We start from the raw sequence: 23,808 nt of genomic DNA on the forward strand, positions 1-23,808 counted from the left end.
TAAACCCTTTTCAAAACGATACGTAACTGGCTCCGAACTGAACGGGGGAGTGGCCGAAAAGGGTCGCTCGGATTATCGACGCCGTGTGGCGATCCCGAGAGTGGCCAACAGGGTGACGACGGCGACGGGGACCCCAAATCCGGGGATGGCGCTCTCGCCGCTTGCCGCGTCGGTATCGGTCTCATCGCTGCTCCCGTCGCCGTTCTCGGGAGCCGCCTCGAGATCGTCGCTCACCTGTTCGTAGGCCTCGGGATGCACCGTCTCGACGAGATCGATGATCGTGGAGACGATTCCCGGTGCGGGCTGGTTCATCCGATTCGCGTCGACCGCGATGACGTTGTCGTTCCGGGATGCCGTCGTCGCCCGAATCGACTCGTGAATCGGGGGCTCCTCCCTGTCGTCGGGATAGACGATCCACTCGGGGTTCTCGTTGACGACCGTCTCGGGATTGATCGACCCGTAGCCCTCGATGCCGGCGCGGTCCGCGACGGGTTCCAGCCCCGCCGTCGTCATCGCATCGTGGATGAACGTCCCCGAACCGGCGGTGTAGCCGTCGCCCATCGCGTAGTACGCCAGCGGGCGGTCGGTCCCCTCGAGCGCCCGGTCGATGATCGCGAGTTGCTCGTCCATCCAGTCGACCGTCGCTTCGGCCCCGTCGCACTCGCCGGTGAGTCGGCCGGTCGTCAGGATGTTGTCGCGAACGTCGGCGATCGATTCGGCGTCGTCGAACTGGTAGACGGTAAGTCCGGCGGCACGGAGTTGCGCGATGGTTTCGCCGTCGGTCGTATTGGCGGCCACGACGAGGTCGGGATCGAGATCGACCACTCGTTCGGGAAGAACCTCGTAGCCGTCGGTGACGGCCGTTCGGTCACCCATCTCGAGGTCGCTCGTCGCCGGGTTGTCGGGCAGCCCGACGAGGCGGTCCTCGGCCCCGATTTCGAACATCGTCCGGGCGTCGCTCGGCTGGAGCGCGACGACGGAGTCGGGCGGGTCCTCGAGCGTCACCGTCTCGCCCGTGGCGTCGGTGACCTCGAGCGGGAACTCGCACTCGACCGACGAGTCGGGGCCGTCGGTCGATTGTCCGGTGACAGCGGGTGCGAACGCCGAAATGGCGATCAGTACGGCCAGGAAGACGGGGAGCGATCGTCGCATCGCACGATCCTCCACCCTACTTCAACAAATATTTGCCCACTGCAAGTTTGGTTGCCATATGTACCGACCGGTCCGAACGGCGGCATGGTCGGCCGGGTTAGTCGTTCTGCTGGTCGTCGTTTCCCTCACCAGCGCCGCCCTCGGCCCGGTCAGGATCGACCTCGTGACGGTCGCGATGGCGATGCTGAACGCGATCGTCGTCCCCGCAGGCGTAACCGTCGGCAGCGCCTCGATTCCCCTCCTCGGCCTCTCCGTGCCGGTTCCCGGACTCGAGTACGCCGCGGTCTTTTCGTTCGACGTTCCGGCGACGCGCCAGATCATCGTCGCGGACATTCGGTTACCCCGCATCGCGCTCGCGGCGACGGTCGGGCTCGCACTCGCCGCCGCGGGAACCGTGATGCAGGGGTTCTTTCGAAACCCGCTGGCCGATCCGTCTATCATCGGCGTCTCCTCCGGTGCCGCCGCGGGGGCGGTCGCCGCCATCGCGTTTCCGGCGCTGGTTCCGTTCGGGGGGCTTCACCTCTCGGCGTTCGTCGGCGCGCTCGCGACGGCGTTTCTGGTCTACGCGATCGCGACCGACGGGGGACGGACGCCGGTCGCGACGCTGTTGCTCGCCGGCGTCGCGGTCCAGGCGTTCCTCGGTGCGATGATTTCCTACATGCTCGTCCACAGCGGCGACTCGCTGCGGGAAGCCGTCTTCTGGATGATGGGACGTCTCAACAACAGCCAGTGGAGCGACGTGGCGTTCGCGTTCCCGATCACGCTGGTCGGCGTCCTCGTTTTGTGTGCGTTCAGACGGGACCTGAACGTCCTCCTGCTCGGCGAGGAGGACGCTCACCACCTCGGCATCGAGGTCGAACGCACCAAACTGCTCTTGCTCGCGCTCGCGAGCGTCATTACCGCCGCCGGCGTCGCGGTCGCGGGTATCATCGGCTTCGTCGGGCTCGTCGTCCCGCACATCATGCGGCTCGTCGTCGGCCCCGATCACCGAATCCTGTTGCCGACCAGCGCGCTCGCCGGCGCGTCGTTCCTGGTCGCGACCGATACGATCGCCCGGGCCGGTCCCGCCGTCGTCCCCGTCGGGATCATCACGGCGGCGCTCGGCGCACCGTTCTTCCTGTTTCTGCTCACCCGTCGGGAGGTGCATTCGGTATGACCGACGCCGATCGCGGCGACGACGAACGGGACTCCGGGTTCGGACCCGAGCCGGTGACCGTCTCCATCGACGGCTGTTCCCTCGCGTTCGGTGATCTTTCGGTGCTCGAGGGGATCTCCCTCACGATCGAGCCCGGCGAGTTCGTCGGTATCATCGGACCCAACGGGGCCGGGAAGACCACGCTATTGCGGGCGATCAGCGGCGCGCTCGAGCCCGATTCGGGAACGGTACGGATCGACGGCGTCGACGTCCACGACCTCTCCTCGCGGGCCTCGAGCCGGCTCGTCTCCGTCGTGCCCCAGGACACGTCGCTCTCGTTTTCCTTCCCGGCCCGCGACGTCGTCGAGATGGGGCGACAGCCACATCGCTCGCGGTTCTCCTCGCCGGGCCCCGAAGACCGCGCTGCGGTCGAGCGCGCCCTCGAGCGGACCCGCACGGCAGAGTTGGCCGACCGGCCGATCGACGAGATCAGCGGCGGCCAGCGACAGCGCGTTGTCCTGGCGCGCGCGATCGCCCAGGAAACGCCGGTCACGGTGCTCGACGAACCGACGGCAAGTCTCGATATCAATCATCAGATCGAGACGCTCGAACTCGTCCGCGACCTGGTCGCGGAGGGACGGACCGTGGTCGCGGCGATTCACGATCTGAATCTGGCCGCGCGGTACTGCGATCGGCTCGTGTTGCTCGCCGACGGCGCGGTCGCCCGGGACGGACCTCCCGCGAGCGTTCTGACCGGCGATGCCCTCGCGGCGTCGTTCGACGCGAACGCGGTCGTCATGCCCAACCCGGTGACGGGAACCGAAACGGTGACCGCGTTCAGGGCCGACTGCCACGCCGATTCCCACCCGGAGCGCGTCCACGTGGTGGGGAGTGGAGTCGCCGCTGCCGGCGTCGTCGCTCGATTGAGCGCCGCGGGAATCGACGTGACGCTCGGCCCGGTCTCGAGCGGCGATACCGCGGCCGAAACGGCGCGGTCGATCGGCATCGAGCACCTCGAAACCGAGCCGTTCGCGACGCTCTCCCCCGCGGAGCTGGAGGCTGCCGAGACGCTGATTCGTGATGCCGGCGTAACGGTCCTCGCCGATTTCGTGGTCGGGTCCGGAACCCGAGCGCTCCTCGAGGTGGTCGACGATGCCGAATCGCTCGTCCTGATCGAAACGCGGCCATTCGAGGAGCGGAACTTCGCCGGCAGTGCCGCCCGAAACCGGTACGAGAGCTATCGAGAGCGTGCGATCGAAGTCCCACGGCGTCGCGTGCTCGATGCGGTCACAGCGGGTGACGGGAATCGGCCACAGTCCCAGCCGTCGCCGTCGATCGATCCGACCGACGAATGACGACTGCCGGCTGTCGACGGTGAGCGCGGTCAAGCGGGTATTACACGATCAAAACGCGTTCCGAGACCGAGACGTCCGACCGAGATCGACACCAGTACAGCGGGCGGAACCCGATCGGCTCGCAACGGGAGCCGGTATCCGTTTCGTCGATCGGGAAGCGAATCAATGCCCGCTTCCCCCGTCAAACCTCACTCTGTCTCGAGAAACGGGAGCACGCTTTTTTCGTCGTCGCCGGAGTCGACGCGATGTATGACCCGCTCCGAACGGACGCGGCGAACGGCACTCGAACTCATCGGTGCGACGGCTGCGGCCACCGGTGTAGCGGGCGCGGTGACCGCCCAGGAGAACGGGAACGAGGAGGAAGAGGAAACCGATCGGCGTCCGATCATCCTCGCTGGCCGAATCGACCACTGGTACGGCATCGCACCCGAGGAGATCGAAGGCGAAGAGAACCCGACGCTGGAGTTCGAGGACGGAGAGGCGTACGAGCTCGTCTGGATCAACGCCGACGGCGCCGAGCACGAACTGGTCCTCGAGAGCGACGACGGGGAGGAACTCGAGGCATCCGACTCGTCGGAGACGGGGGGCGAGACAGTATCGGTGACGTTCGAGGCGGACGAGGACGTCACCGAGTACTACTGTGCGTTCCATCCCGAGTCGATGCGCGGTGACGTCGAGTTCGACGGCGGGTTCGACCTCTAATCGAACGGGCACGACGAGCAGGGGCCGAGACCGAAGCGGAATCGAAGAGCGAGACGGGAGACGACGGGACCGGGTAGTGGCTGGTCCGCCGCGACGGCGCGGACTGGACGGTTTTTTACCCCTCCGCCACCGAGTGGCCGCCAATGACTGACTACGATTACGAGGCGCTTGGCCTCGTCGCCGGGCTGGAGATCCACCAGCAACTCGACACGGCGACGAAGCTGTTCTGTCAGTGTCCGACCGCCCTCCGGGAGCCCGAGGAGTCGACGCGCAGCTTCACGCGCTACCTCCACCCGACTCGGAGCGAACTGGGCGAACTCGACGACGCCGCCGTCGAGGAGAGCAAGGTCGAACGGGAGTTCGAGTACCTCGCCTACGATACGACCTGTCTCGTCGAAGAGGACGACGAACCGCCCCACGAGTTGGACGAAGAGGCCCTCGAGACGACCCTCGAGGTCGCCCAGCTGATGGACATGAAGCCGGTCGATCAAGCCCACGTCATGCGCAAGATCGTCGTCGACGGCTCGAACACGACGGGGTTCCAGCGCTCGTCGCTGATCGCCACCGACGGCGAGATCGAGACCAGCGAGGGCACCGTCGGGATCGAGGACATGCTGCTCGAGGAGGAGAGCGCCCAGCGCGTCGCGGAGACCGACGACGGGGTGCGCTACAGCCTCGATCGACTCGGCATTCCGCTGGTCGAGATCGGGACGAGGCCGGACATTTCGAGCCCCGAACAGGCGCTCGAGGCGGCCGAACGGATCGGGATGTTGCTGCGCTCGACCGGGAAGGTCAAGCGCGGACTGGGGACGATCCGCCAGGACGTCAACGTCTCCATCGCGGAGGGCGCTCGCGTCGAGATCAAGGGCGTCCAGAGCCTCGACGACATCGACGACATCGTCCGCAACGAGGTCGCCCGACAGGCCGAACTGGTCGAGATCCGGGACGAACTCGCGGATCGCGACGCGTCGGTCGGTGACCGACGGGACGTGACCGAGGTCTTCGAGGACACCGACAGCGGCGTCATCGCGGGGGCACTGAACGCCGGTGGGTCCGTCACGGCGGTCCCGCTGTATGGCTTCGACGGGATCGTGGGTCGCGAGATCGCTCCCGACCGCCGGCTCGGGACCGAACTCTCGGATCACGCGAAGCGCCACGGCGCGGGCGGGATCTTCCACACCGACGAACTGCCTGCGTACGGGGTCACGGAGGACGAGGTCACGGCCCTGCGCGAGGCGGTCGGTGCGGGTCCCGAGGACGCCGTCGCGATCGTCGCCGCGGAGACGGACGTGGCCGAGGCCGCCATCGAGGCCGCCGCCGAGCGCGCCGAAACCGCGCTCGAGGGAGTGCCCGAAGAAACGCGGGGTGCGAACGACGACGGGACGACCCGCTATCTCCGTCCCCTGCCGGGCGCGGCGCGAATGTACCCCGAAACGGACGTGCCGCCGGTCGAACCCGACCCGAGCGACGTCCCCGAACCCGAACTCCTGACGGAGAAGGTCGACCGCTATCAGGAGGAGTTCGACCTCGGCGAGGGGCTGGCCGAGCAGGTCGCCTTCGGCGAGTACATGCCCCTGTTCGAGGCTGTCGTGGCCGACGGGATCGATCCGACGCTGGCCGCGACGACGCTCGAGTCGACGCTGACGGAACTCCGACGCGACGACGTACCCGTCGAAAAGCTGACTCGGGACCATCTCGAAGACGTCCTCCGCATGGTCGAGGACGGCGACCTCCCCAACGAGGGCGTGCCGGACCTGCTCGAGGCGTTGGCCGAGGACCCGGACCGAACGGCTGCGGCGGCGGCCGACGACGCCGGACTCGGCGGGGCCGATGAGGCGGAGGTCCGCGAGGCGATCGTCGAGGTCGTCGACCGAAACGGCGACCAGGTCGAAGAAGAGGGCATGCAGGCATTCTCGGGACTCATGGGCGAGTGTATGGGTGCGCTCCGCGGGAAGGCCGACGGCGACCTCGTCAGCGAACTCCTCCGCGAGGAGATTCAGAAGCGAACGTAGCCCGGTAGCCGGCGTCTCGTTTTCCCGCGGTCGTCACTCGACGAGTTCCTCGAGCAGCGTCTCGAGGCTGTAGCTCTGAAGCGCGTCCCGTTCTTCGATCGCCGAAATGACGAACGTCGAGTCGGTCCGTTCGACGCCCTCGAGTTGTTCGAACTCGGCGATCAGGCGTTCGACCATGCCGCTGTCGCTCAGGCGCGCGACGACGATGAAGTCCGTCTCGCCCATCGTGAAATAGACGTTCGTGACTCCTTCGACGGTCAGGAGCCGATCCGCGAACGTCTCGTAGGAGCCCTGATAGTCCGCGTGCACCTCGATCAACACGGTGACACCCAGGCCGAGTTCCTCGAGATCGATATCGTAGCGGTCGTTCTCGATGACGCCCTCGTCCCGGAGGTTGTTGAGCCGATAGTGGATCGTCGAGATCGGGATGTCGGTCGCCTCGTGGAGCCGTTCGGGGCTCCCCGTCTCGAGTTCGGCGATCGCCTTGAGGAGGCGCACGTCGCGTTCGTCCATAGGACGGCGTTCGGCCCCAACCGGCATGTGTTTTCCGACCGACGTAATTGGATATTTCTACAACTAGAGGCGAACCAGTGGCTGCCGATTCGAAATTCATTCATATGTGTGGTCTTTGGTTCTCAAAACACGGTGCGCTTGTAGAAGGATCTAAATACGGCCGTGATTTCCGAATGGAATATGAGATCAATCGATTCGGTTCCAGACGGGTACCGCGAAGCGGTGCTCTTTTCGATGCTCGCACTGTGTTGGGGGAGTTCGTTCGTCGCGATCGAGATCGGACTCGAGTACGTCCCGCCGCTTCTGTTCGCCGGCTTTCGATACGCGATCGCGGGTGCGATCGTCTTCGGATACGCGGCCGTGACGAACGATCGGGTTCGACCGGCGGGTCGGGGCGAATGGGCGGCCGTTGCCGTCGCCGGCACGTTCGTCATCGCGCTCTATCACGGCCTGTTGTATCTCGGCGAACTGTACGTCTCGGGCGCGGTGGCGGCGACCATCGTCAGCACGGCACCGATCCTGACGGCAGCGTTCGCCGGCGTGGTCCTCCCGGAAGAGCGGCTGGCACCCGCCGGCGTTGCGGGCTTCGTGCTCGGTCTGGTGGGCGTGATCGCCGTCGTCCAGCCGTCGTCAGCCGCACTCGGCAGCGATGTCACGGTCGGTGCGACCCTCGTGTTCGGTGCGGCCATCGCGTTCGCACTCGGGGGCGTCCTCGTCCGCCCGATCGACTCGGCGCTCCCGATCGAGACGCTCCAGGCGTGGGCGATGCTCATCGGGGCCGGCGTGTTGCTCGGCTGGGCGTTCCTGCGCGGGGAGTCGGTCGCGGCGATCGAACTGACCTCGGGAATGGTGCTCTCGTTTGCCTACCTGACGCTGGTCTCCGGCGTGTTCGCGTTCTTCCTTTACTTCCACCTGCTCGAGCGAAGCGGGGCGACGCAGGTCATTCTCGTCAGCTACGCCGAGCCGGTGGTCGCGATGGGCGTGAGTTGGGTCACGCTGGGATACCTCGTCGATTCGCTCACCCTCGTCGGTCTGGTAACGATCCTCGCCGGCTTCGTCATGATCAAACGCGAGGCGCTGCGGTCCCTGCTTCGCTCGGCCGTCGACGGAGCCACCACCACGACGCCGTGATCGGGCCGGTCACGGGCGACTGCGGCAGTTCCCGCTCGCGCCGGCCGGTCGGGTTGGCGGGTCATATCCGCCCCGTCGAAAACATTTATTAGCACACACGTTGCCCGACCACCTGACTGATGACTCTGACGAGAGAACCTGACCGACCGGCACTGACCGTGGTGTGTCACGTCCGAGCGCCGCTGCTGCTCGAGCCGGTGGACGAACAGATCGAGACGATACAGGCCTGCGAGACGGAAGGCGCGATCGACGACTTGTTGCTTCGGAGCTGGCCCAAGGAGATCGCACTGTCCGAGGAGAGCCCCCACCAGGAAGTCCTCGAGAGCTACGAACGGTTCTCGGCGTGGGCCGACGAGCGAGGCGTGACGATCCGGCCGCCGTTCCGAAAGCGTACGACGACATCACAGGTGACCGGCGAGACCCGGGAGCGACTCGTGACGCCGCTGTTGTGCCTCGAACTCTACGCCGGCGACGAACTGCTCGGCGTCTTCCCACACTCCGACGAGGCGACCACGGACACCTACACCACCGACGAGGCGATCGCGACGCTTCGAACCGGCGGTCTCCCGACGCCGCTCGGGTCGGTCACCGATTCCGACGAGCGTCTCGAGTCGGGGACGGCGGACACGTGCCCCGACTGCGGCGGGTCGTTGATCGACGGCCAAGGGCTGTTCGCGTGTGGCGACTGTGGCTGGATCGGGACCGTCTCCGAGTCCGGCCGCCGCGAGTCGCAGCCGACGCGACCGACACGGGAAGGGGAGCCGTCGATCGTCGAACCGCAGTAGCGATTCGGGAGATGGGGACCGGAATCGGGGGACTGCCTGCCCCGTCGGGCTCGACCGGGCTCGAGTCGGCGATCGATGGAGCGGTTACTCGCGGGCGAACTCCCCACCGTACTCGGCGTCGATTTCGACCCGCGAGCCGACGGTGGCGAACTCGACGGTCTCCGCTTCCGTTCCCAGCGCCGACTCGAGGCGGCCCTGATCGACGCGGTCCTCGCTGCGATAGGTGACGACGGCCGTCGCGGTCGCGGCCGCATCGGCGTCGGTCACCGCAAGGTGCTGGGAGACGCCGTTCGCCCCCTCGAAGGCATCGAAGGCGAACTGCAGGCTGTCCTCGTCGGTCGCCCGATCGCTCGAGAGAGCGTCCGCGTCGAACTCGTCGGCGTCGGTGTACAGACAGCTCGTGATCCCGCCGTTCTCGCCGGCTCGAAGCAGTCGGTCGAAGCCGTCGTCGACCTCGTGTTTCGGCGGTCGGTCACCGGCCGCCGTCGCGACCGTCCGCTCGACCGCGGCGATCGGATCGAAGTCGGACTCGTCGCCGTTGGGATACGAGTACGCGTACACGCCTGCCGAGATCCCGACGACCTCGTCGCTCTCGGCGTCGGTATAGACGGCGTAGGCGTCCGCCTCGCGTTCGGCGGTGTAGCCCGCCGCCTCGAGCGCCGTCGCGAGGCCGTCACGATCGTACGAGCCGACGAGGGCGTAGACACCGTCGGCGTAGACGAACTGCTCCTCGCCGTCGGCCGTCTCGTTGTGGTCGGTGTACGCACTGCGTCCGGCGGAGGACCCCAGTTGTTGCAGGCCGAACGAACAGAGGAGCGCGACGACGACCGGGTTGCCGACGAGCGGGTCCGTCGGTTCCGCGCCGGCTTCGGCACCCTCGTCCTCGAGCAGGGTGCTCATCGTCTCGACATCGATCGCGCCGTAGAAGTATGTCGAGCGCTCGGTCGTCGGGAGTACCGAGGCGTACGACGGGAGGTCTCCCTCGATGGTATCGTTCGGGTCGTTCGAATCGTTCGGGTCGTTCGAATCGTTCGAGCCGGTGTCGTCGGTTTCGGTACCGTTTCCGTCGGACGTCTCCGAGCAACCGGCCAGAAACGCCATGCCACCGCCGAGCAACTGCAACGCGTTCCGTCGACGTAAGTCGGTCATCCAGTAGTCGTGGTTACCGGGACCGTATTACTGTAATGGCCATCGAGAGAGGCTGTGTTGATCGATTTGACAGTTTTAGGCCGACGGGTTGACAGCTTCCTCAGCCCGACGAGTCGATACCTACTGCCCGAGAGTCAGTTTTCGGCCGGCCGGTCGGTCGCCCGCCGGAGGAGACCCACCAACGTGGTCGCCTCGCGTTCGGTCAGGTCGGCCCGTCCGTACACCCGGCGGAGCATCCGCATCGTCTTGTCGCGTTTCTCCGCCGGGTGGTTGATCTCCTCGAGCAGCGCCGCCCACTGGTCGTAGAGCCGATCGATCGTCTGTTCGGGCGCGCGGACGCGCTCGAGATCGGGTAACTGCGTTTCCTCGAGCGTGAGCGAGCGGAGTTCGTAGAGAGTTACCGTGGCGGCCTGCCCGAGATTGAGCACAGGGTACTCGGCGCTCGCGGGGATCGAGCAGATCTCGTCGATCCGGGCGAGTTCCTCGTTCGTCAGGCCGACGCGCTCGCGACCGAAGACGAGCGCGGTCGGCCCCTCGACGGTCGGCAATCGCTCGGCCAACGCCGCCGGCGTCGAGTAGGGAAACCGCGTGTGGCTACGGTCATCCTCGTTCGTCACCGCCGTACAGCCGATCGTGTGGTAGTTCTCGGCGAGGTGGTCGAACGTGATCTCGTCGGCGTCGGGAAGGACGTCTTCGCGAGCGTGTCCCGCGAAGCCGTAGGCCTCGCCGTCGGGGTCCAGTTCGGGCGGGTCGACCAACAGGAGGTCCTCGAAGCCGAAGTTCTTCATCGCGCGAGCGATCGTTCCGACGTTACCCGGTGACTGTGCGTCGACCACGGCGACGGCCGGCGGCGTCCGATCCACGTCCGTCCGGGTATCGGGGGCGTCGTCACTCATTGGGTCGTCGGTGCGATGGACTCGAGACGATGGGTGACCGTACCGGTTCGGAGACGATGGGACGTGAGCGCGTCCGACGGTCCCGTCGTCGCGATGAGCGTGTGCATACCTGGAGTACCGAACGGGAACGCAAAAAGAAACGCGTTCGCCGCCTCGTGCGAGTCCTCTCACGTGTGTTCCGTTCGGGTCCCTCACGCACGCTCGAGTGTCCACGTTTCCCACAGTTCGCGTCCTTTGCAGTCCGAGTGCTACTTTCTTCTGCTCTTTCTCGGTTCTGGTTAAACTAGTCTAGTAACTAGTTGTTACGGGAAACGAGGAGAGACGCGTTTGACGGCGCATACGTGCGCCTTTTCGAGGGAGAGCCTGACATCGTACACAGTGGGAGAGGGACACACCCCCCTCGCGTTTGTAACGGGAATTCCGTGTGGGGTCCCTGTTTGGGAACACACCATCTCCGCGGATGTAAATTCGGGCCGAAATCGGGATCTAAACACGAATATTTCGGGATCAGCTGTTCCCACCCTTACGCTGTTGCCGTTACAAACGCGAGGGGGGTGTGTCCCCCGACTGGAACCAGCTAACCGCTCGTTTACGGTCTTTCCGGGCCGTTTCCGATGCATTCGCCGTCGTTCTGTCCTCGTGAAAAGAACTCGATCGGATTCCCCGAACCGGACCGAGTGGCGCTCACACCGACTCGTTCGTGCGAGCCTTACATCCGCGATGGGGGTGTCCGCCGACGGTCACGTCCCGCCTCGGTTAGAAGCGCGAGGGTGGCCCTGGGACAGCGGCTCCGATATACCGCTGTTATCCTCCGATTCAGCCCACTCACGAGGGTTATTTACATCCGCGATCGATCTCCATACCTTTATTTCAATCCAGTTGGAAGGGGCTGGATATCGCAATGTCCGCCAACGACGATCGAGACCCGCTCTTTCGGTACGACGATCCGGTCTTCGCCGACGAGCGCCTGCTCGAGATCACGCACCTGCCCGGTCCGGATCGGATCGTCGGTCGTGACGAGCAGATGCAACGGGTTGCGGACGCCCTGAACCCGGCTATCTTCGGGAGCGAACCCAACCACCTGTTTATCTTCGGCAAGACCGGAACCGGTAAATCGCTTATCTCGCGGTCGGTCACCCAGCGCGTGATCACCGAGGCCGAGCACGACGATATCACGGTCAAGTACGCCTTCATCGACTGTGGCGAGCAGAACACGGAAGCCTCCATCGTCAAGACGATCGCCCAACTCGTCAACGAACCCGATGCGAGCGGGGTCACCATCCCCGACCGCGGGCTCGGGACCGGCGACTACTACAAGCGCCTCTGGCAGGCCATCGATCACTGTACCGACGTGACCATCGTCATCCTGGACGAGATCGACATGCTCGAGGACGACGAAGTACTGCGTAAACTCTCCCGAGCCGGCGAAAACCGCCGTATCTCGGACTCGAGTATCGGGATCATCGGCATCTCGAACAAGATCGACTTCCCAGATCACCTCTCCGAACGCGTCAAATCGAGCCTCTCGCGGGACGAACTCGTCTTCTCGCCGTACGACGCCAACCAACTCGTCGAGATCCTCGAGAAACGGCGCGACGCCTTCCACGACGGGGTGCTCTCCGACGACGTGATTCCGCTGACCGCCGCGCTGGCCGCCCAGGAACACGGCGACGCGCGAAAGGCGATCGATATCCTCCGGAACGCGGGTCGGATCGCGAAGAAACAAAACGACACGCGGGTCACCGCCGATCACGTCCGCGACGCCAAGGAGAAGACCGAAGCCGACCGGTTCAACGAACTGATCGAGGGCTCGCCCCAGCAGGCGAAGGCGATCCTCTACTCGTTGACGTTGCTGACCGAGAACAGTTCGGAGAAGGAGTTCCCGACGAAGATCATCTACAACCAGTACAAGGAGGTCGCACGTCGACTCGATTTCGACGTGCTCTCGGAACGCCGCGTCCAGGAGATCCTCCAGGAACAGAACTTCCTCAACGTGATCCAGTCCGAACGCGAGGGCCGGGGTCGCGGCCGCGGCGCACACGCGAAACACCGTCTGCTCGAGAACCCCTCGATCGTCAAGAAGGTCCTCCTGCGGGATTCGCGACTCGCCGTCCTCGAGGACGGCGAGTGACGACTCGGCCGAGCGTCCGACTGGCGCATCGTTCCGCGGAGGACCATCGGCCTAACGGCCACACCTCACGACCTCCGGTTCTATTCGACGGTTCTCCAATCGGTGTGGGCTGACCAACTCTCTGCTACACTAACGACGCTCCGGCGGCCCACTAACCGACGCGGTCGTCCTCGGGGGCGAGCTACGCGAGGAGGCGATAGCGGCTCGCCGGAACCACGATGCCTTTTTGCCTCGCTTCCACAGACCGAGTATGGACAGCGTCGACGCTGCCGGCCTCGGGATCGGTGACGAGTACCCGCCCCGAATCATGGGCGTATTGAACGTCAGCGAGGAATCGCCGTACGATCCGAGCGTCTTCGACGACCCCGGCGAGGCGGCCCGTTACGTCGACGAGGAACTGATCGATGAGGGGGCCGACATCGTCGATATCGGCCTCGAGTCGGCGAACAAGCGCTTCGACGTGCTCTCGGCCGAAGAGGAACTCGAGCGGCTGTCCGTCGCGCTCGAGACGATCGAGAGCGTTTCCGGGGACGCGATCTTCTCGATCGAGACGCGGTACGCCGAGGTAGCCGACGAGGCTCTCTCGCAGGGGTTCGACATGGTCAACGACATCTGCGGCTTCGCCGATCCCGAGCTGCCGACCGTCTGCGAGGACTACGATGTCGCCGTCGCCAAGATGGCGAGTCCGCCCGATCTCGAGCGGCCGGGTGCCGTCGAGGAGACCGACTGGGCGGCGCGGAAGTCCCCCGAGTGGGCCGCCGAGGCCGACTACGTCGAGCAGGTCTACGAGGCGCTCAAACAAAACGGGATCACGGACAAGACGATCGTCGATCCCGCGTTCGGCGGCTGGAGCGAGGCCCAGACGCTCGCCGACGACCGCGATACCTTCCGCCGACTCCACGAGTTCCGTGCGCTCGACCGACCGATGCTGGTCTCGATCAATCGGAAGAACTTCCTCGGCGAACTCGCGGACCGCGAGACCGACGAGCGGTTACCGGTGAGTCTGGCGGCGACTTCGATGGCCGTCGAACGCGGGGCACACGTGATTCGGACCCACGACGTGGCCGAAACGCGGGACGCGGCGCTGATCGGGAAGGCCTTTACCGAGCGTACAAGCGCCAGTATCGGCGGGGTCACCATCTCGCAACTGGACGTGGACTCGACCCGCGCGTTTCGGACCCATCTCAGAGAGCGCGGGATCGATCCCACGTTCGCGGACGACTGGGGAACCCAACTGCTCGAGATCGAGGGTCTCGATGACGACGCGAGCGAGCGGCTGACGTCGATCGCAGCGGAACACGGTGCGGTCATCCAGCCGTCGTCCGACGGCGACCTTCTTCTTATAGGATCGGCGACGGCCGTTTCCGATGTTTCAGGTCGTCTCGCCGGAAAAACCGGCGACATCGGGGCCCTCGGAGAGAAGCTGTCAAGGCTGCTGCGTTAAGAGAAAGCTTATGCCGGATGCTTCAAAAGGAGGGAGTGGACGCCGGGGTAGCCTCCCGGGTAGGGGTACTTTGGAGGCGACCCCCGGCCCATAACACGGAATTATTGCGCTACTACATTGCCCAGTGCGAACTGGGTCCAGCTACGGAGTATTGTGGGTACCCCATCACTCCTGACACGCAGTGATGCTCGCTGCTATTCGGCCCTGCTCTCGGTCTCCCGAGACCGAACACACAAACGGGTAGAGCGTCGAAGACGGTCACATGGAGTTCGACGACTGGGAACCCGTCTACGAGGCGATCCGCCGGGATTTCGGCTACGATCGCGCCGGCGACGAGCGTGGGCGCGATCGTCTCGCGTCCCTTCTCGAGACGTCGTTCGACCCCTCCGAACTGCCGATCGGCCCCGAAACGACCGTCGCCGTGGCGGGAGCGGGGCCGTCTCTCGAGACCGACCGATCCCTCGAGCGGGCGCGCGAGGCCGATGTCGTCGTCGCCGCATCGACGGCCGTCGACACCCTCGCGGCCCACGGCGTCGAGGTGGACTGTATGGTGACGGATCTCGACAAGAACCCGGCGACCGTCGAGCGACTCACCGCGCGGGGCGTCCCGGTCGCGGTTCACGGTCACGGCGACAATCTCGACGCGATCCGGACGGTCGTTCCGAACTGCGACCACGAGTACGTTCTGCCGACGACACAGGCCGCGCCGTACGGCCCGGTCCGGAACGTCGGCGGCTTTACCGACGGCGACCGGGCCGCGTTTCTCGCCGATCACGCCGGAGCCGCTCGACTCGTCTTCGTCGGCTGGGACTTCGACGATCCCGCGGTCGACCCGCCGAAAGCGCGCAAACTCGAGTGGGCCGAACGCCTCCTCTTCTGGCTCGAGACGCGCCGCGACGAGCGATTCGCGGTGCTCGACGGCCGACGCGACACCATCGAGACGACCGCACTCCCGATCCCGTAACGGGACTTGTCGGTCCTCGATTTACCTCCAACTACCGACTCCCGGCGTGACCGACGCCGCTGACTCCGGTTTCGACTATAGGCTGGACAGTGCGCGAGCGTCGACTCGAGCGTCGTCCCACACCGACGACACTCCTCGATAACCGTTCCGTCGTCTCCCGGGAGCAACGCCACCTCGAGTGCTTTTCGCATCATCGATCGCATCGTGGGCCCGTTCTCCTGTCTCCTCATGAGCAGTCGGTCGAGAATATCACCGATCGTTATGACCTGCCGACATATGTCATAGAACCATGTCTATCCAGATACCCGTTCCGGTAGGGGCGAATCCGCTGTCGCCATTTCCGGGTGGGTTGCTGAGCAACGCCGCTCTTCTCCTCACCAGTCAGAACCGTCCAGATCAACAGCCCACCCAGTGTCACATAGAGATTGGCGTCAGTACTCACAGGAGAGTGATTCGATGAATTGGGACCAAATCACCTGTTCGAAGGGCTTCAGTCCCCTCGCTACACAGAGCCTGTGACTGTGTGTGTGATACCCAGCACCCGGCGATTGCACAGAGTGCCGACAGTAACGCACTGAATGTGATCACGAAGAGAGACCACAGCACTCCCACCACGTTCGCAAGAGCCAGAATGTCAAGCGGTGCTGAAAGCTCTGCTACGACGAGATCCGCAGAGGACCAGACTACCGGTAAGCCACCGATGGCCCCAGTTCGAAGGCCGGCACGTTTCACCGACCCAGAGTGTGTCCCGGAGTACAGCCCGGACAGGAAACCGGCCACGAGAACCGGAGTCAAGTAAATCATCGACGGATCGGACGTCAGAATTACTGTGAACGGTATTGAGATAACACCGAGGAGAACGTCCACCCCCATGTATGTTTTTTCCAGTGAGTGGTCATTACTGTTGGAGCCCATAGTGTCTATGAATGTAGTATCTCGTCCCGATATCAAGTATTCTTTGAATACAGGGAATGAAAGAAAAACCGTTCACTCGTCTCGAGCATCGTCCTTCTGAACGTCTTCGCTTTGACTAGACCCGTCCTCTGAGTCGTTATCGTCGAACATAGTATATACTCATAAATTCGACATGGATCTGTTACGGTCACTACGTCTCTCCGATAGTTTCTGCAAAACATATTCACTCGAGGTCCCGATTACAGCCCGGCCGACCGACGGACGATGTCGACGTGGTGGTGGTGGTTCCGAAGGCTCCTGCCGCCCGGCCGGGTGACTGTCGGGGCTCGAGCGAGCCCGTATAGTAGCAACTGAAACGATTGACACACTGATCGCAACGCCGTCGTGCGATCAGGTGTACAATGACTTTCAGTTGCTACTATAGTTGTCGCGGTGGACGAGTTTCGGCGGCACCGTACAGCCACAGGGGCTCGCGGAGGCGGTCATGGGGCCGGAGACGGTGAGGAATCCGATGGGGGTACCGCAGCGCGGGCACTCCGGGGGCGGCGAGTCGTCGTCCGGATCGCCGTCGCGGCCGCTACGCATGGGTCGCACACCTCGAGCGGGGGGACGGCGATGACACTCCTGCAGTCGGGCGATTCCGCGGTCGTGCGGGACGTTTATATCCCGGTAGAATGTACGCAATCATTGCTTGCAAATCCCCGCAGGGATTTGGAAGCGAGTCTCGGGTGGTACCAGCACCCGGGACGTTTCGATACGTCCCCTTACCTTTGGAGACTGCTTCCAGTATATCCGTTGACTCGTTGGCACTTATATCTACTGCAAGCGGCGCGAAAACGACCGTCGCCGCCCGCGCTCCCCGCCGCTCGAGGCCCGCCCTGCGGACGCGGCTGTCCGCCTCGGGGTTGATTTTTCGACGGGGTTCAGTCTCCGCTCAAGAGAACGGACCTCGTCCTCTGTGAGTGTTATTGTTTCGGTATACTGAACGCCGCTCGCTCCGTCGCGTGGTAATTCGTTCCTAACTCCGTTTGCACGACCGCTCCCGTCGTTCGATCGACGTGCTCGTCCCGAACGGGATCGATGGGATCGCGCTCGCGGGTGTTAAAACAGCGCGTCGAGTTCGTCGCCAGTGTCCATCAGCGACGCGAAGTCCTCGTCGGCGGTCGCCCGCACGTCCGCGGTCGTCTCCTGAGCCTCGATCGCGACCTCCTGGAGTTGGTCGATCCGCGGCACGTCGGTCACGCCCGACAGCAGGACGATCGTCCCGACCTCGTCCCGAACCGTGATCGGGTAATCCCCGCCGCGGATCTCCATGCTGCCGGTCTCGTCCTCGAGCCACTGGCGGCCGCGTTCGACGCCCTTGCGATTGAGGTAGTTCGGCGGACCACTCGCGACGACCAGGCCGCGGTCGGCGCTGGCGACGTCGCAGGGGAGCGTGAGGCGGCCGAGGGTTGCCTTGCGGACGAGGCTGGTCAGTCGGTTCGTCGCCGATCCTTCGTCGAACTCGTCGTCGGCGGTCAGCGACGACAGGAGGCCGTCGTCGATCTCGACCGTCTCGCTGGCGTAGCCGACCGTGGAGACGCCGCTGTTCGAGAGCGTGTTGATGATCTCGCTCGAGTCGACGACGCTCTCGGCGACGTGATCGCCTTCCCGAACCTCGCCGGCGGCGAAGAGGAGGCCGAACCGCTCGACGATTTCGCGGTTGATGCGGTCGTAGCCGCCTTCGACGGACTCGCCGGCGCTGCGCCAGGCGTCGTTGTCGAAGACCAGCAGGTTGTCGACCTGGTCGACGAACGTCCGGAACGAGCGGGCTGCGTTGAGCGTGTAAATGCCACCCTCGTCCGTGCCGGGGAGGATACCCAGCCCGTAGACGGGTTGGGTGTAGACCCGCTGGAGGTGTTTCGCGAGGACCGGCGCGCCGCCGCTCCCGGTGCCGCCGCCCATGCCAGCGACGACGAGGAACGCGTCGATCTCGTGGACCGGAATCCGATCGATCGCGCCCTGTAGTTCGTCGATGTTCGCCTCGGCGATTTCCGCGCCGAGTTCGTTGTCAGCGCCGACGCCGTGGCCTTTCACGCGTGCCTGTCCGATGAGGACTCGGTTCTCCACGGAGACGCGGTCGAGGCCTTTGAGGTCCGTCGTCGCCGAGTTGATCGCGATCGCCGATTCGACGAAGCCGCCGTCGATCGCGTCGTCGAACGCGAGGAACTCGTCGACGACCTTCCCGCCTGCCTGACCGAAGCCGATGAGTGCGAGTTTCATAGCTGTCTGACGTGGCCGTTCCCCGGCGCGACCGCGACCGGATAGCGTCGCCGGGCGGATCAGCCGGGATCGGAACGGGTTCCACGTCCCGTGAATCCGCGGACGTAGGCATTGTTATGAGCCGCATATACTCGAAGAAAATACACTCACGAATTCGTTACCCTCTGTAAGCCGTGACTCCCATTGGAAGCTAACTGTCCGCATCAGTCGGGCACCGACGACGTGGCAGTGCAGTCGTACCCCGAACGAATCGTCGCTCGTGGCGCGTCGATACCCCCACGTTTTCCGTTCTCCGCCCGTCAGATCCGGGTATGATCGTTCACTGGCACCGTCGGGACCTCCGTCCGGGTGATAACCGCGGGCTCGCACGCGCCGCCTCGGCCGACGAGCCCGTCGTCCCGCTGTTCGTGCTCGACCCGTCCGTCCTCGAACACGCCTCGCCGGTCCGTGTCGCATGCCTGCTCGAGGCCCTCGAGAGCCTTCGGTCGTGGTACGACGCGCACGGGAGTGACCTGCTCGTGGTGCGGGACGAGGCGAGCGCGGCCGTACCCCGGGTCGCGACGGCACACGACGCCGCGACGGTCGTCTGGAACGAGGACTACAGCGGACTCGCCCGGGAACGCGACCAGGCCGTCCGGGCGGCGCTCGCGGACGAGGGGATCACGGCCGAGTCGGTCCACGATGCGGTCCACCACGAACCGGGGTCGATTACGCCGAATCAGGGCGATCACTACTCGGTCTTTTCCTACTTCTGGAAGAAGTGGCGCGACCGCGACAAGCGAGCGCCGGCCGACGAGCCCGAGTCGAGCGACCTCGCGGCCGTCTCGGGCGACCCGATTCCGACGCTCGCGGATCTCGGGTTCGACGAGCCCGAGGCGACGCCGCCGACGGTGACGACGGCGGCGGCCCGGGAGCGGGTGGCCGACTTCTGTTCGGGACCGATCTACGAGTACGCCGCGCTGCGCGACTATCCCGCCGAAAGCGGGACCTCCCGGCTCTCGCCACACCTCAAGTGGGGAACGATCGGGCCGCGGGAACTGTACGCCGCCACCGAGCGCGCCGCCGACCGAGCCGAGCGCGACGCCGATCGCGAGAGCGTCCGCGAGTTCCAGCGCCAACTCGCCTGGCGAGAGTTCTACGCCCACGTCCTCGCGTTCAACCCGAACACGGTCACCGAGGACTTCAGCGGCTACGACAACGAGATCGACTGGCGCGACGATCCCGACGCGCTCGAGGCCTGGAAAGCCGGCACGACGGGGTATCCGATCATCGACGCGGGGATGCGCCAACTCCGCGCGGACGGGTGGATGCACAACCGCGTGCGGATGCTCGTCGCCTCTTTCCTGACGAAGGACCTCCTGACCGACTGGCGCGCGGGCTACGCCTGGTTCCGGGAGAAACTGGCGGACCACGACACCGCAAACGACGTCGGCGGGTGGCAGTGGGCGGGATCGACCGGGACCGACGCCCAGCCGTATTTCCGGGTGTTCAACCCGATGAAACAGGGCCGTGAGTACGATCCCGACGCCGAGTACATCCGCGAGTACGTCCCCGAACTCGCGGACGCGACTGCCGCGGACATCCACGGCTGGCACGACCTCGAGCCGGCCGAGCGCGAGCGGATCGCCCCCGACTATCCGGGGCCGATCGTCGACCACGCCGAGCGTCGGGACCGAGCCATCGAACTCTTCGAACGGGCGCGCGGCGAGTCGTCGGAGTAGGGTCGCGCCGCCTCGTCGTTCGGGAGTGGGTCGGAACGCCGTCGACGGAGTCGGCCGACGAGTGGCCGCCGAGGTCGGCCTACGCCCAGTAGGCGTCTCCGGGCTGGGTCTCGAAGATCGCCCGCTCGAGGAGGTCGATCGCCTTCTCGAGGCCTTCCCGCGAACTGGTCAGGGAATCCTCATGTTCGATGCTCAGGGCGCCGTCGTAGCCGACCAGTCGGAGCGTCGAGACGATGTCCTTCCAGTGGGTTTCGTCGTGACCGTACCCGACCGACCGGAAGAGCCACGAGCGGTTGGGTTCGTCGTCGTAGGCGGTCGTGTCTAGAACTCCCTTTTCGCGGGCCTGTGCGTCGTAGATCTTGGTATCCTTGGCGTGGACGTGGTGGATCGCGTCGCGCTCGCCCAGATAGCGGATCGCGTCGGTGATCGTGATCCCTTGCCAGTAGAGGTGGGACGGATCGAAATTCGCCCCGATCCGCTCGCCGGTCTCCTCGCGTAGCCGTGCCAGGCCGTGGGGCTCGTAGACCAGCATGTTCGGATGCATCTCGATCGCGATATCGACCTCGTGATCGGCGGCTAGAGCCGCGATCTCACCCCAGTAGTCGACGGCCCGCTCCCACTGGTACTCGAGCGCGGCGGCGTGTTCGGGCGGCCACGGGGCCGTGATCCAGTTTGGCACCTCGTCGTTCGGCCCGCCGGCCGGGAGTCCCGAGAAGCAAGTGACGGTCCCGACCTCGAGTTGGGCGGCCAGTCGGATCGCCTCGCGGAGTTCGGTGTCGGCCTCCTCGGCCCGCTGGTCGTCGGGATGGAGCGGATTGTTGTGGGTCGCGAGCGCGCTGATCCGCATGTCGTACTCTTCGAGCAGATCGCGGAGTGCCGCCTGTTCGCTCTCGTCGTCGAGGTATGCGGCCCGCTCGAGGTGGTCCTGTCCCGGATGCCCGCCGACGCCCGGTTCGATCGCCCCGACGCCGAGTCCGTCGAGGTCGGGCAGCGCGCTCTCGAGCGGTTCGTCGGCCAGCGGTGGGGTATGCACGCCGATCTCCATGGGCGTGCCAGCACGGCCGGAAAAATAAAACGAGGGCTGGCAGGCACTCGGTGGCGTCGACCGGTCGCCCGCGTTTCACTCCTCGATCGGAACCGTGTGGCCGGCGTCGCTCGAGCGGTAGATGCCGTTGATGACCCGCTGGACCGTGAGGGCCTCTTCGATACTGTTCCCGCGCGTGCCCTCGCCGACGATCCGATCGAAGAACTCCCGTTGTTCGTCCGAGTGAGTGTCGTTCTGGCGCGTTTCGATGGTCGTATCCTCGAGATGATCCGGTCCGACCTTGCTCGCCGAGTGGATCGTGAGATCGCCGTCGAGGAGGTCGAAGCGGGCCGCGGAGTCGGTCCCGCGGGCGACGAATTCGTGGGTCGCCGGCCGATTGGTCGCCCACGCGACCTCGAGCGAGATCGTTCGATTCCCCGCACAGCGGATGAAGGCACTGGCGGAGTCGTCGACGTCGAACCCGTCGGGTCCCGCGTCGTCGGCCCACATGTCGAGGTAGGCGTACTCCTCACGGGAGCCGAACTCGCTGCGGGCGATGCCGCTTACCTCCTCGACCTCGGGATAGCCGAGCAGGTAGAGGGCGAGATCGACGGCGTGAACGCCGAGATCGATCAGTGCACCGCCACCAGCGATCTGCTGCCGGGTGAACCACGAGCCCCGACCCGGGATGCCGCGCCGCCGGACGTAGTTCGCTTCGACGTGGGACACGTCGCCGAGTTCGCCCCGATCGATCCGGTTTTTCACGATTCGGACCGTGTTGGCAAAGCGGTTGTTGAACCCCACCATCGCGCAGCCGTCCGACGCTGCTGCCGCGGTAGCGATTCGCTCGGCGCTTTCCGTCGAGTGACCGAGGGGCTTTTCCAACAGGACGTGGAGGTCCCGCTCGAAGGCGTCGATGGCGTACTCCTCGTGGTACTTGTTCGGCGTCGTGATGATGACCGCGTCGATGGCATCGTATAGTTCGTGGTGGTCGTCGTAGACGTCCACGTCGTACCGTCGTGCAAAGCGCGTTCGCGCCTCAGCGACGACGTCCATGCCCCCGGCGAGCGTCACGCCGAGGTCGACGAGTCGCTCGGCGTGATACTGGCCGATGTTGCCGAGGCCGACGATCCCGGTTTCGATTTCCGATCGATCTTCTATCATTTCCCTGGTGTTTTGGCACTGCCAACGTTCGTCTCCGTTCGGACTGATACACCCACATCCGCTATATAGAACTCTTCGGCTCGAGGAACTTCCGTCCGTCGCCAAACGCCGAGCGCTCTGCGGCGGGGATCGCTCTCGAGAACGCTCCGGCACCGAGGGCGCTCAGCTGTCGGCTTCGGTCGGCGTCGTCCCGGGCTCTCGTTCGGGGAGGTCGGTGATGTCGTGAACCAGCGCGTCACCGGTCGCGGTATCGAAGAGATGAATCCTCGACCGGTCCAGGACGACATCGACGTCCTGGCCCGCCTCGATCTCCGTGTCGGGCGTGACGCTCATCAGCAACTGGTTCGGTGACGCCGCGGGGTCTTGTTCCATCGAGCCCGTGGCGGCCTCGGAGAGCAGCAGGTAGACGAAGACCTCGTCGCCCATCGGTTCCAAGACGTCGGTTCGGGCGTCGATCCGGTCCGTCGACGACGCGAGCGACTCCGCGTACGACGACAGATGGACGTCCTCCGGTCTGATCCCGAGCGTGACGGCGTCGCCGACCGCCACGTCCGGCAGCCGGGACGGATCGAGATCGACGGTGAAGTTGTTCGTCTCGAGGCCGCCCTCGACGAGCGTCCCTTCGACGAAGTTCATCGACGGCGAGCCGATGAAGCCGGCGACGAACAGGTTTGTGGGTTCGTTGTAACAGACCAGCGGCGGGGCGATCTGCTGGAGTCGGCCGTCGTTCAGCACGGCGATCCGGTTCGACATCGTCATCGCCTCGGCCTGATCGTGGGTGACGTAGATCACCGTCGCATCCAGCTCCCGATGGAGCCGCTGGAGTTCGGTCCGCATGTGGACGCGCAGCTTCGCGTCCAGATTGGCCAGCGGCTCGTCCATCAGGAACACGTCGGGGTTGCGCACGATCGCGCGGGCGATCCCGACCCGCTGTTGCTGGCCGCCGGACATCTCCTTGGGCATCCGATCGAGCATGCCCTCGAGCTGGACGATATCGGCGGCCTCTTCGACGCGCCGCCGGACCTCCTCGTCGTCGTACTTTCGGAGGCGCAGCCCGAACGAGATGTTCTCGTAGACGTCCATGTGCGGGAACAGAGCGATGTTCTGGAAGACCATCGCGACGCCCCGGTTCTTCGGGGCGAGATCGGTCACGTCGTCGTCGCCGATGTAGACCCGCCCCTCGGTCGGCCGGGTCAACCCCGCGACCGTCTCCATCGTCGTCGACTTCCCACAGCCCGAGGGGCCGACGAAAGTAACGAACTCCCCGTCTTCGACCTCGAGGCTGATGTCGTCGACCGCCGTTTCGTCTCCGTACCGTTTCGTGATGTTCTCGAGTCGGACTCGTGACATTGT

General features: G+C 65.2%; 19 protein-coding genes and 1 pseudogene. 10 read left to right on the forward strand and 10 right to left on the reverse strand.

Going from position 1 to position 23,808, the window contains the following annotated elements:
* Nucleotides 1-72: 72 nt before the first annotated feature.
* A complete protein-coding gene (locus tag ALTAJ2_RS14855) occupies nucleotides 73-1,152 on the reverse strand; it encodes a PGF-CTERM-anchored ABC transporter substrate-binding protein (RefSeq protein ID WP_007108621.1) in 1,080 nt (359 codons plus the stop codon).
* 58 nt (nucleotides 1,153-1,210) lie between these two features.
* On the opposite strand from ALTAJ2_RS14855, the gene btuC reads away from it, so the two are divergent.
* The 4 genes and pseudogenes from btuC (at nucleotide 1,211) to gatE (ending at nucleotide 6,356) form a co-directional block, all read left to right on the forward strand.
* Entirely contained in the window at nucleotides 1,211-2,308 is a 1,098-nt protein-coding gene (btuC, locus tag ALTAJ2_RS14860; RefSeq protein ID WP_007108622.1) for a vitamin B12 ABC transporter permease BtuC, read from the forward strand.
* Between the two features lie 116 nt (nucleotides 2,309-2,424).
* Nucleotides 2,425-3,642, forward strand: a pseudogene (locus ALTAJ2_RS14865) (ATP-binding cassette domain-containing protein); the annotation flags it as partial.
* Between the two features lie 249 nt (nucleotides 3,643-3,891).
* Nucleotides 3,892-4,344 (forward strand): cupredoxin domain-containing protein, encoded by a 453-nt coding sequence (locus ALTAJ2_RS14870; RefSeq protein WP_007108625.1) that lies wholly within the window; start codon nucleotides 3,892-3,894, stop codon nucleotides 4,342-4,344.
* 143 nt (nucleotides 4,345-4,487) lie between these two features.
* On the forward strand, nucleotides 4,488-6,356 hold the full coding sequence (gatE, locus tag ALTAJ2_RS14875) for a Glu-tRNA(Gln) amidotransferase subunit GatE (protein ID WP_007108626.1): 1,869 nt from the start codon (nucleotides 4,488-4,490) through the stop codon (nucleotides 6,354-6,356).
* Between the two features lie 33 nt (nucleotides 6,357-6,389).
* Here the strand turns inward: gatE and ALTAJ2_RS14880 are convergent, their stop codons facing one another.
* A complete protein-coding gene (locus tag ALTAJ2_RS14880; RefSeq protein WP_007108627.1) occupies nucleotides 6,390-6,869 on the reverse strand; it encodes an Lrp/AsnC family transcriptional regulator in 480 nt (159 codons plus the stop codon).
* A gap of 180 nt (nucleotides 6,870-7,049) precedes the next feature.
* Between ALTAJ2_RS14880 and ALTAJ2_RS14885 the strand changes: the two genes are divergently transcribed.
* Both ALTAJ2_RS14885 and ALTAJ2_RS14890 read left to right on the forward strand, forming a co-directional pair.
* Entirely contained in the window at nucleotides 7,050-8,000 is a 951-nt protein-coding gene (locus tag ALTAJ2_RS14885) for a DMT family transporter (protein ID WP_007108628.1), read from the forward strand.
* 119 nt (nucleotides 8,001-8,119) lie between these two features.
* The gene (locus ALTAJ2_RS14890) at nucleotides 8,120-8,785 is read left to right on the forward strand and encodes an HTH domain-containing protein (protein ID WP_049900008.1); all 666 of its coding nucleotides are present in this window, start codon (nucleotides 8,120-8,122) and stop codon (nucleotides 8,783-8,785) included.
* An 84-nt stretch (nucleotides 8,786-8,869) separates the two neighbouring features.
* Here ALTAJ2_RS14890 and ALTAJ2_RS14895 read toward each other — a convergent pair whose 3' ends face one another.
* Entirely contained in the window at nucleotides 8,870-9,934 is a 1,065-nt protein-coding gene (locus ALTAJ2_RS14895; protein ID WP_007108630.1) for a hypothetical protein, read from the reverse strand.
* Between the two features lie 134 nt (nucleotides 9,935-10,068).
* Entirely contained in the window at nucleotides 10,069-10,830 is a 762-nt protein-coding gene (locus ALTAJ2_RS14900; protein WP_007108631.1) for an RNA methyltransferase, read from the reverse strand.
* A 901-nt stretch (nucleotides 10,831-11,731) separates the two neighbouring features.
* Here ALTAJ2_RS14900 and ALTAJ2_RS14905 point away from each other — a divergent pair.
* The 3 genes from ALTAJ2_RS14905 to ALTAJ2_RS14915 all read left to right on the forward strand — a co-directional run bounded on the left by ALTAJ2_RS14905 (nucleotide 11,732) and on the right by ALTAJ2_RS14915 (nucleotide 15,369).
* On the forward strand, nucleotides 11,732-12,961 hold the full coding sequence (locus tag ALTAJ2_RS14905) for a Cdc6/Cdc18 family protein (protein WP_007108633.1): 1,230 nt from the start codon (nucleotides 11,732-11,734) through the stop codon (nucleotides 12,959-12,961).
* A 250-nt stretch (nucleotides 12,962-13,211) separates the two neighbouring features.
* Nucleotides 13,212-14,405, forward strand: a complete 1,194-nt coding sequence (gene folP / locus ALTAJ2_RS14910) for a dihydropteroate synthase (RefSeq protein WP_007108634.1) — start codon at nucleotides 13,212-13,214, stop codon at nucleotides 14,403-14,405.
* 262 nt (nucleotides 14,406-14,667) lie between these two features.
* Nucleotides 14,668-15,369 carry a 6-hydroxymethylpterin diphosphokinase MptE-like protein gene (locus tag ALTAJ2_RS14915; RefSeq protein WP_007108635.1) on the forward strand — a complete coding sequence of 234 codons (702 nt, stop codon included), beginning with the start codon at nucleotides 14,668-14,670 and terminating at the stop codon, nucleotides 15,367-15,369.
* Between the two features lie 438 nt (nucleotides 15,370-15,807).
* Here ALTAJ2_RS14915 and ALTAJ2_RS20460 read toward each other — a convergent pair whose 3' ends face one another.
* The 3 genes from ALTAJ2_RS20460 to ALTAJ2_RS14920 form a co-directional block, all read right to left on the reverse strand.
* Nucleotides 15,808-16,284, reverse strand: a complete 477-nt coding sequence (locus tag ALTAJ2_RS20460; protein ID WP_394295501.1) for a DUF5518 domain-containing protein — start codon at nucleotides 16,282-16,284, stop codon at nucleotides 15,808-15,810.
* Between the two features lie 408 nt (nucleotides 16,285-16,692).
* Complete coding sequence (locus ALTAJ2_RS19805) at nucleotides 16,693-16,869, reverse strand: hypothetical protein (RefSeq protein ID WP_007108636.1); 177 nt, start codon at nucleotides 16,867-16,869, stop codon at nucleotides 16,693-16,695.
* A gap of 516 nt (nucleotides 16,870-17,385) precedes the next feature.
* Nucleotides 17,386-18,546: a tubulin/FtsZ family protein gene (locus ALTAJ2_RS14920; protein ID WP_007108637.1), complete on the reverse strand. Its 1,161-nt coding sequence runs from the start codon at nucleotides 18,544-18,546 to the stop codon at nucleotides 17,386-17,388.
* A gap of 311 nt (nucleotides 18,547-18,857) precedes the next feature.
* Here ALTAJ2_RS14920 and ALTAJ2_RS14925 point away from each other — a divergent pair, with 311 nt between their 5' ends.
* On the forward strand, nucleotides 18,858-20,267 hold the full coding sequence (locus tag ALTAJ2_RS14925) for a cryptochrome/photolyase family protein (protein WP_007108638.1): 1,410 nt from the start codon (nucleotides 18,858-18,860) through the stop codon (nucleotides 20,265-20,267).
* 79 nt (nucleotides 20,268-20,346) lie between these two features.
* Here ALTAJ2_RS14925 and ALTAJ2_RS14930 read toward each other — a convergent pair whose 3' ends face one another.
* The 3 genes from ALTAJ2_RS14930 to ALTAJ2_RS14940 form a co-directional block, all read right to left on the reverse strand.
* A complete protein-coding gene (locus ALTAJ2_RS14930) occupies nucleotides 20,347-21,312 on the reverse strand; it encodes a sugar phosphate isomerase/epimerase family protein (RefSeq protein ID WP_007108639.1) in 966 nt (321 codons plus the stop codon).
* A gap of 75 nt (nucleotides 21,313-21,387) precedes the next feature.
* A complete protein-coding gene (locus ALTAJ2_RS14935) occupies nucleotides 21,388-22,503 on the reverse strand; it encodes a Gfo/Idh/MocA family protein (RefSeq protein WP_338041744.1) in 1,116 nt (371 codons plus the stop codon).
* Between the two features lie 114 nt (nucleotides 22,504-22,617).
* Complete coding sequence (locus ALTAJ2_RS14940; protein ID WP_007108641.1) at nucleotides 22,618-23,805, reverse strand: ABC transporter ATP-binding protein; 1,188 nt, start codon at nucleotides 23,803-23,805, stop codon at nucleotides 22,618-22,620.
* Nucleotides 23,806-23,808 lie beyond the last annotated feature (3 nt).

Source organism: Natrinema altunense (assembly GCF_000731985.1).
GTDB classification, from domain to species: Archaea; Halobacteriota; Halobacteria; order Halobacteriales; family Natrialbaceae; genus Natrinema; species Natrinema altunense.